Here is an 8,579-nt window from a genome sequence, read left to right as displayed (position 1 = left end):
TATTGAATTCGGCTTCTGCAGTGGCTTCGCGGCTTACGCCGCTCCTACAACCACAGCAAATCGATTCACCTGCGGCAACACCGGGCATGCGTTTGTGTGTAGGAGCGGCGTAAGCCGCGAGGTTGACAGCAGGTCGGTGCCGGACAGAACTGCAATCTGATGCTGCAGTGGCTTCGCGGCTTACGCCGCTCCCACAAGCAGCAGGGCAAAGCGGTTCACCTGCGACAACGCAGGGCATGCATTTGTGTGTTTAGGAGCGGCATAAGCCGCGAAGCTGGCAGCAGGTCGGTGACGGACAGAACTGCAATCTGATGCTGCAGTGGCTTCGCGGCTTACGCCGCTCCTACAACAGACCAGTCATGCACGAAGTTCAGGCGATGGATTCCGCGTAGCGGCAGGACAGCAGTGCCTTGATCAGGAAATCGACCTGGCTGGTTTCGCGGGCGTCCACCCACATTACCGGCAGGCGGTGGCCTTCGGCGGCCAGTGCGTTGCGGAATTCGGTGAAGCTGAACTCGGACTCGCGATCCTGGCAGGTCACGCCCACCGCGAAACAGGCCTCCGGTGCCAATCCACGGAAGCGCTCCAGCAGGGTCAACGTACTTGGCAGCGCGCGCGGGTTGAGTGCGCTCACAAGTACGATCACGCCGATTGCGCCTTCAGCGACGATCGGCCACATGAAATCCAGGTAGGCCTGACCCGGCACGCCGTAGACATGCAGCAGCTCGCCGTCGCCCAGTTCGATGGAGCTGTAATCCAGCGCCACCGTCGTATGCGATTTGTCTTCAAATGCGGACAGCGCCGTGTCGTCGCTGATCGGCATTTCCGTGCTGATCGGTTCCATGTCCGAGATCGACCGGATCGCAGTCGTTTTACCCGCACCCATTTCACCGACAAAAACCAACTTGGTTGCCATATCCGTCAGACCTGAAGCCCCTTGGAAAAATTGAGCCCGAATCGCTTGGCGATACGCGTGAAAAAGCCTGAGACCTTGTTGCCGGCAGGGCGTTGGCCTACCGCCTGGCTACCACTACCGTCCAGCAGCCCGGTACATGCCGCCGCTGCCATGATACGGGCAATGTCATCCAGTGACGTGCCGGTGGCAAGCGCCAGCTGCCCGGATTGCCACGGGCGGATCATCATTGCCGCCATCGGCAGCAGCCATTGCATCGGCAGCTTGCCGGTTTCGACCTCGGGCCAGCCGCGCAGCTGGTACAGGCCGGCGGTTTGCTGCTCCAGCAGCGGCTCGGGCGAAAGCACCGCGGCCTGCCAGCAGAAATCCTCGAATGCGTGCGTGCTGACCGCATCGGCCAGGGCCTCGTCCACCGCCCCGGCATTGCCCAGCAGCGACAAGGTCCAACCCGGCTCGGCGGCCGCATTGAGACAGTTTTCATAGGGCAGATCGCGCAGCAGAGTAACCCGCGTCTGCGCCGCGTCGATCAGCACCTTGACCAGGCCCATATGCAGGACGCTGGGCTTGCCCTGGGCATCGGCCAGGCTGCGGAACAGCGTACGCGGCTTGAACCGCTCACCGCTGCGATCGGACTCCAGCAACAGCTGCCGCAACTGCTGGAAAATATCGCGGACGCTGGCCCCATAGGCCACGCCCGGAACCGAAAGGCCGGACAGCACCTTGCGCGTCACCGCCAGTACCGGCAGACCCTTGAGGTTGGCTTCGCGCAGCACCTGCTGGCCGCTGCTGTCGTCAATGCAGGCCACCAGCAGATCCACCGGTTGCTGGTTCCATTCCTGCACGTCGGCCTGGATGTACTCGGCCATCAACAACGAACTGGCAACCTTCAACCGCATCATATGCAGGACATCCAGACCCTTGCATCCGATCACAGCGGCAGAAATTTTGCGGGCGGGTGCACTCATCGTTTCGATCAGGTCAGGGGGCCGATGCGCGGTTGCGGTACCGCTGCCCCGTCAGGGAGCAGCGGCACCACATTGCATCACTTGAAATCGAGCGTCTGTTCGAACGACTTCAGCTCGTGACGCGCCAGCGCCAGGTTGGCGCGCGAGCGGTCCAGCACCACGTACAGGAACAGGTCCGCATTGCTTTCCAGCGGGCGGATCAGGTGGTACTGCCTGGTCAGGGTGATCAGGATGTCTTCGATCGCATCGGTGATGCCCAGCGAGGCTGCGACGCGACGCTTGGCGCGTACCACTTCGGTGTTGCCAGCAGCAGCCACTTCCAGGTTGATCGGGCCACCGCCGAGCATGCCCAGCGCCATGCCGCTGTCACTGTCGACCAATGCGGCACCGACGAAACCGGCGATTTCATTCAACTTGTCGAGCTTGACGTTTCCAGCCATGTTGTTCTCCGTTCCTGATCGAATGTTGTCTAAGTAGTGCAATGCGGCCGGGCCATTGTTTGAGGCCGGCGACACGCCTGTTGCGTCTTACCCGAATCCGTCACGCGCGCCGCATCCCTGGCATGCCAGGCGAACTGCAGCACAGGTGATTTGCAACTGGTGAATTACAGCAACTGCTTGATCCGCGCCGCGGAATCGCGGGCGGCATACAACAGGATGGCCAGCGAAGTGTCGGCATGCCCCAATGCCGCCAACGTATAGGGCCGGTCCGCGGCAACGCGCACCAGCACCATGCTGCCCTGTGACGTGGACATGGTCACGTAGTCGGCCGTACTCAGGCCAAGCTCACGTGACAAGGTTTCGCCAAGCGTAAGAAACGAATTGCTCATCGCAGACAAGCGTCGCGGATCAAGCTGGTTCAAGGAGCGATGCGCAATCGCGCGGCCATCGGCCGTGGATACCAGCAGCATGGAAATGCCGATGCTGCGATTGATGACCTGGTCGAGTTCGGCTTCGAGCGCAGCGCCGTCTACGTTGGACGAAGGCAACCCCACATCACTTACCTTCGCCCTCAGCTTTTCCAATGTTGCTGTTTCCACTACCCCATCCCCTGTTTGCGGTCGCAGGATGCAGCCAGCGGGGCTGCATCAAAACGCGACTTCCATCACAGCCGCGATGATAAATATGAATTCGTGGACACCACGTGAACGCGGCAGTGTTGTTGCAACAAGGGCGGGGTTCCCTATTTCCCGATGCCCGCAAAGTGGTTGTAGCCCTGCCTTGACACCGCCAGCACACCGCCCTCCTGGTTGATCACCTGCAGCCCGGTTCCGGCTCGAATATAGCCAATCCGGGTAAGCGGAACTGCTACGGAAGCCATGGTTTCGTGCAATGCCTGCCGCTGCGCCTGCGGCGCGGTGAAGCACAACTCATAGTCATCGCCCGCGCTTGCGCGCAGCGCATCGAACGCAGCGCTGAGCGCACATTGTTGTGCCGCCGCCGACGCAGGCAATGCATTTTCAAACACATCGGCAGCAACGCCACTGCGCGCGCAGATGTGGCCCAGGTCGGCAAGCAGACCATCGGACACGTCCACCGCTGCAGTCGCCAGGCCGTGCAACGCGCGCCCAAGCTCAACCCGCGGGGTGGGCCGCGCCAGCCGCAACCGCAGGTGTTCATGCGCGGAATCATCAGCGACGCGGCTTACCTCCAACACCTTCTGCTGCCACAGCGCCAAGGCCAGACCGGCTTCACCGGGCACGCCACTGACCCAGATGTCGTCACCGGGCTGGGCACCGTCGCGGCGCAGCGCCTGCCCTGCTGCTACCTGGCCCATCGCGGTGATCGAAATCGACAACGGCCCCCGCGTGGTGTCGCCACCTATCAAGGCGATGCCATGCAGATCTGCCAGCGCGAAGAAACCTTGAGCAAATTCGTCCACCCATTGCGCGCTGGCATCGGGCAGCGACAACGACAAGCTGCACCAGGCCGGCGTCGCGCCCATTGCCGCCAGGTCGGACAGGTTCACCGCCAGTGCCTTCCAGCCGATATCGGCCGCAGGCGTTTCCGGCGGAAAGTGCACGCCCACGTTGAGCGTGTCGGTGGTCACCACCAGCTGCTGGCCCGGTGCCGGCTGCAGCAGCGCCGCATCATCACCAATGCCCAGCACGATATCGGCGCGCGCAGCCGTACGCCGACGTATCCGCTCGATCAGTCCAAACTCGTCAAGGCTCATGATCGGGCTCCCTAAAAAACAACAACGCCGGCGCCGATGATGCCGGCCCGGCGCTGCAGCAAACCCCGTTGGTGGCGAAGCCGCCGCCGTCGGTTATTGGTTGGATTCAGTCTTGCGCCACTCTAGCGCGGCGCGGTCAAGCACGCCATTGACATAGGTATGGCCGTGCTCGGAGCCAAACCGCTTGGCGGTTTCGATGGCCTCGTTGATCACCACGCGGTACGGCACGTCCAGGCGGTAACGCAGTTCGTAGGCGGCCACGCGCAGTACCGCACGCTCGATGGCATCCACTTCCTCGACCGCACGGTCGACGAACGGGGCCAGCGCATCGTCCAGGTCACGGCGGTTGTCCAGCACGCCGCGCAGCAGGCTTTCGAAGTACACCAGGTCGGCGATTTCGTGGGCCTGTTCGTGCGCGAACTGGGCCAGCAGCGACTCGGCGTTGCCGCCGGAGATCTGCCAGGCGTAGATCGCCTGCAGGGCACGGCGACGGGCGCGCGAGCGCAGTACCGGGTCCACGCCATCGCGACGGACCGGCTTTCCGGCAGGCTTGCCGTTGTTCTTGTTGTTCATGGCAGCTGTTCCAGAAGATTGACCATTTCCAATGCCGACAATGCGGCTTCCTCACCCTTGTTGCCGTGGTTGCCGCCCGCACGGGCATCAGCGTCCTCCACCCGCTCCACCGCCAGCACGCCATTGAGCACCGGCACACCGAAATCCAGCTGGGCGCGCATCAGACCCTCGGCGCAGCGGTCAGCAACGTGTTCGTAATGGCGGGTTTCGCCGCGGATCACGCAGCCCAGGGCGATGATCGCGGCGTGCTGCCCGGCCGCAGCCAGGCGCGCGGCAACCAAGGGAATTTCCCAGGCACCGGGCACGCGGACCACATCGATGGCGTCCTCGCCGATACCGTTGCCGGCCAGGCTCTTACGGGCACCAGTGACCAGGATATCGGTGATCCGGGCATTCCAGCGGCTGGCAATGATGGCGAAACGGGCCGATCCGGCCGGGCGGAGGTCGCCTTCGTAGTGGCTCATGGGGGCGTGGGGTTCCTGAGGGTGGGTAAGTTTAACGTGTACGCGCTTTGCGGATGGGTTAAGAGGAGCGAGTGAAGAGGAATGAGGGGTGAGAGGGGCGACGTTGCTGGCTTTGCCAGCTATATCGAGGAGCCGGCCCGGCAGGGAAAAACCTGCAATCCGGGCTATTCCTCACTCCCCACTCCTCTTCACTCACTCCTCGCCCCCAAAGCCCCGATCACCCCTGCGGAGTGACCGTTTCGACGATTTCCAGGCCGTAACCGGCCAGGCCGATCTGCCGGCGCGGGGTGCCGAGCACGCGCAGCTTGCCCAGGCCCAGATCCGACAGGATCTGCGCGCCGGCACCGTTGCGGCGCCACTGGCCCACGTCCTTGTCCTTGCCCGGGATGACCGGCGCCGGCTGCTGGCGCAGGCGGGCCAGCAATGAATTGGTGTCGCGCGGTGCCGACAGCACCACCATCACCCCGGTACCGGCGGCGTCGATGGCCCGCAGCGCATCGGTATTGGCCACGCCAAAATCATCCCGGCGCCAATGCAGCAGGTCGGCCAGCGGGTTTTCCACCTGCACCCGCACCAAGGTGGGCGTGTCCTTGTTCGGGGTGCCCCGGACCAGCGCAAAATGCAGGTCGTTGGCGATGCGGTCGCGGTAGGTGACAAGGTTGAAAGCGCCGAATTCGGTGGCGATTTCGCGCTCGTCAACGCGCTCAACGGTATGTTCGGTGGCCAGGCGGTAGGCGATCAGGTCGGCTATGGAGCCCATCTTCAGGCCGTGCTCGCGGGCAAACACTTCCAGCTCCGGGCGGCGCGCCATGCTGCCGTCGGGGTTGAGGATTTCCACCAGCACGCCGGCCGGCTCCAGACCGGCCAGCATCGCCAGATCAACGCCGGCTTCGGTGTGACCGGCGCGGGTCAGCACACCACCGGGCTGAGCGATCAACGGGAAGATGTGACCAGGCTGGTGCAGGTCGGACGGCTTGGCGTTCGCCTTCACCGCCGTGCGGATGGTATGTGCACGGTCATGCGCGGAAATGCCGGTGGTCACGCCTTCGGCCGCTTCGATACTGACCGTGAAATTGGTCTGGAACTGCGCGGTATTGGCCTGCACCATCGGCGCCAGGCCAAGATCGGCAGCGCGGCTGCGGGTGAGCGGCAGGCATACCAGGCCGCGGCCATGGGTGACCATGAAGTTGATGTCCGACGGCTTGACCAGCTCCGCCGCCATGATCAGGTCGCCTTCGTTCTCGCGGTCTTCGTCATCGACGATGACCACCATGCGACCGGCGCGGATCTCTTCCAGCAGTTCGGGAACGGGGGCGAAATTCATTGTGCGGCTCCTTGGCCCAGCAGGCGCTCGACATAGCGGGCGACCAGATCGATTTCCAGATTTACCGCACTGCCCACGCCAGTGGTGGAGAAGGCGGTATTGGCGACGGTGTGCGGGATCAGCGCGACTTCAAAGCCTTCGTCATCGGCTTCGTTGACGGTGAGGCTGACGCCATCCACGCAGATCGAGCCTTTCTTGGCGATGTACTTGAGCAGCGGCTTGGGTGCAGCAAAGCGCCAGCGCAGCGCGCGCGCATCCTCGTGGATGGACAGCACCTTGCCCAGGCCATCGACATGACCGCTGACCAGATGGCCACCGAGGCGGTCGGTCGGGCGCATGGCGCGTTCGAGATTGATCACCGCGCCCTCGGCCAGGCCGCCGAGCGTGGTCAGATCCAGGGTTTCGGTGGAGGCATCGGCCTTGAAACTGCTGCCGTCGAACTCGATGACGGTCAGGCAGACGCCGTTGACGGCGATGCTCTCGCCCATCTGCACCTGCTCGAAAGGCAGGCTGCCGACGGCGAAGGTGAAGCGGACATCGCCGCCGATGGGTTCGCGTGCGGCCAGACGGCCGACGCCTTCGATGATTCCAGTAAACACTAACGTTCTCCGCAATACAGTGAGCGAAAAACGCCGCAAGGCAAACAGGCGCACGGCCCCTGCAAGGGGACCGAAACACCGTCTTCTTTCATCCGGACTATGACCGTCGGCTCCGGCATCTGACCGGATCTGCTGACCTCCGACCGGTAACCGCACTGCTGTGCGGGCCTTGCTGGAGCGCTCGCGGGCTTATGCAGCGACCCCATCGGGAGCGTTGCACCTACCGCCGGTGGGGAGTTGCACCCCGCCCTGAAGACGTTTGTGAGTGCCGGCGAACCGGCCCAGCGATTGTAGCAGCGCTGGTCCCAGCAAGACCCGGGCCCGGCTGAACAAGTGCTTCCCATCGGTGGAACGGGGCGGCGGAGCGGCCGTTTTCGCCGCCAGGACTTTGCGGCATGGAGCTCCGCACGTACTGCTGCCGCGCCTGGCTGAGGTGCCACGGCGCCTGAGGTTACATGCAGGTAGCCAAAGGGTTACCTGCAACAACCCACGTTACCTACCCTGAAAAGGGACGCTACTGGAGCAGAACCTGCAGCCAAATTAATGGGATTGCTCTGGAAGTATCGCCCTGCTCCGCCATCGTCGAGCACGCGGCAAAAATTCGGAATTCAGTCAATTGGACGATAAAGTTCCGAGAAATAACGCCATACCGCGCAAAAGTCCTATATCCGAACGGGTCCGTGACTATGCAGTCGGCATCTTCACACCACTTGTCACATGTGAATTTTTCGTTAGAATCCGCGCACCGTCACAAGACGTTACGGTTCCGGCCCGCAAGGGGTCGGTTGACACGGACATCACATCCAAGAGGATTCCATGCGCAAGACCCTGATTCTGGCCGCCATGCTGGCAGCCGCACCTGTTGTCGCCTCCGCTGACGAGCTCAGCTACACCTACGCCGAAGCCGGCTGGACCCAGGTCCAGATCAACAGCAACGACCTCGATGACCCGAACCTGGACGGCGCCTACCTGCGCGGTTCGTTTGATATCGCCGACAAGGTCAACCTGTTCGCCGGTTACTCGCAGGTCCGCAAGTCGATCAACTGGGGCAACGGCGTACGCTCGAAGGTCAAGCTGGGCCAGCCGGAGCTGGGCGCCGGTTACCACATGAACATGAGCGAGCGCGTCGACTTCACCGCCGACATCGCCTGGTTGCGCCTGAGCCTTGACGAAAAGCTGAGCGGTGCTGGCGAAGACAACGGCACCTACAAGAGCCACGTCAACGCCGGTCGCGTGACCGTCGGCCTGCGCGGCAAGCCGTCGGCACGTACCGAGGCGTGGATCAAGGGCGGCGCCCTTGATGGCAGCGACATGGACACCGAGTTCGTCGGCGTGCTGGGCGGCCAGGTCAAGTTCAACAAGACCTGGGGCGTGGTTGCTGAAGGCCAGTGGATGGGTGACTTCGCCCAGTACTCGGTCGGTGTTCGCGCCAGCTTCTGATCCGGCCATTCCGGGTTTAATGCAGCGGGGGCCGAAAGGCCCCCGTTTTTATTTTCCGGATTGCAGCCAGCGTTCGTGATCATGTAGTGGGGGGGGCGGCGAGGGACGGCCCGCCCCGGGAAGGCC

General features: G+C 63.2%; 10 protein-coding genes and 1 riboswitch. Of the genes, 1 reads left to right on the top strand and 9 read right to left on the bottom strand.

Annotated elements, in window-relative coordinates; genetic code table 11:
- Positions 1 to 370: 370 nt before the first annotated feature.
- From ABE493_RS18970 to ABE493_RS18930, 9 genes are all read right to left on the bottom strand, one after another.
- Positions 371 to 916, bottom strand: coding sequence for a GTP-binding protein (locus ABE493_RS18970; RefSeq protein WP_430980823.1), 546 nt, complete (start codon positions 914 to 916; stop codon positions 371 to 373).
- Positions 917 to 921: 5 nt separating this feature from the next.
- Positions 922 to 1,812, bottom strand: coding sequence for a hypothetical protein (locus ABE493_RS18965; protein ID WP_346500887.1), 891 nt, complete (start codon positions 1,810 to 1,812; stop codon positions 922 to 924).
- Between the two features lie 143 nt (positions 1,813 to 1,955).
- On the bottom strand, positions 1,956 to 2,318 hold the full coding sequence (locus ABE493_RS18960; RefSeq protein ID WP_062169316.1) for a hypothetical protein: 363 nt from the start codon (positions 2,316 to 2,318) through the stop codon (positions 1,956 to 1,958).
- A 164-nt stretch (positions 2,319 to 2,482) separates the two neighbouring features.
- Entirely contained in the window at positions 2,483 to 2,872 is a 390-nt protein-coding gene (locus ABE493_RS18955) for a roadblock/LC7 domain-containing protein (protein ID WP_346500885.1), read from the bottom strand.
- A 188-nt stretch (positions 2,873 to 3,060) separates the two neighbouring features.
- A complete protein-coding gene (gene thiL / locus ABE493_RS18950; RefSeq protein WP_346500883.1) occupies positions 3,061 to 4,053 on the bottom strand; it encodes a thiamine-phosphate kinase in 993 nt (330 codons plus the stop codon).
- Between the two features lie 93 nt (positions 4,054 to 4,146).
- Positions 4,147 to 4,626: a transcription antitermination factor NusB gene (nusB, locus tag ABE493_RS18945; protein ID WP_346500881.1), complete on the bottom strand. Its 480-nt coding sequence runs from the start codon at positions 4,624 to 4,626 to the stop codon at positions 4,147 to 4,149.
- Positions 4,623 to 5,090 (bottom strand): 6,7-dimethyl-8-ribityllumazine synthase, encoded by a 468-nt coding sequence (gene ribH, locus ABE493_RS18940; protein WP_057627425.1) that lies wholly within the window; start codon positions 5,088 to 5,090, stop codon positions 4,623 to 4,625. Before ribH ends, nusB begins: the two co-directional genes overlap by 4 nt.
- Before the next feature lie 217 nt (positions 5,091 to 5,307).
- Positions 5,308 to 6,414: a 3,4-dihydroxy-2-butanone-4-phosphate synthase gene (gene ribB / locus ABE493_RS18935; RefSeq protein ID WP_346500878.1), complete on the bottom strand. Its 1,107-nt coding sequence runs from the start codon at positions 6,412 to 6,414 to the stop codon at positions 5,308 to 5,310.
- Entirely contained in the window at positions 6,411 to 7,013 is a 603-nt protein-coding gene (locus ABE493_RS18930) for a riboflavin synthase (protein WP_062169323.1), read from the bottom strand. Before ABE493_RS18930 ends, ribB begins: the two co-directional genes overlap by 4 nt.
- A 76-nt stretch (positions 7,014 to 7,089) precedes the next feature.
- A riboswitch (FMN riboswitch) is annotated at positions 7,090 to 7,274 on the bottom strand.
- Positions 7,275 to 7,829: 555 nt separating this feature from the next.
- Here ABE493_RS18930 and ABE493_RS18925 point away from each other — a divergent pair.
- Positions 7,830 to 8,453 (top strand): hypothetical protein, encoded by a 624-nt coding sequence (locus ABE493_RS18925; protein WP_062169326.1) that lies wholly within the window; start codon positions 7,830 to 7,832, stop codon positions 8,451 to 8,453.
- The last annotated feature ends 126 nt before the right edge of the window (positions 8,454 to 8,579 follow it).

It is taken from the genome of Stenotrophomonas terrae (assembly GCF_039674165.1).
Lineage (GTDB): Bacteria > Pseudomonadota > Gammaproteobacteria > Xanthomonadales > Xanthomonadaceae > Stenotrophomonas > Stenotrophomonas terrae_A.
This window is presented reverse-complemented; position numbering and strand designations above follow the sequence as displayed.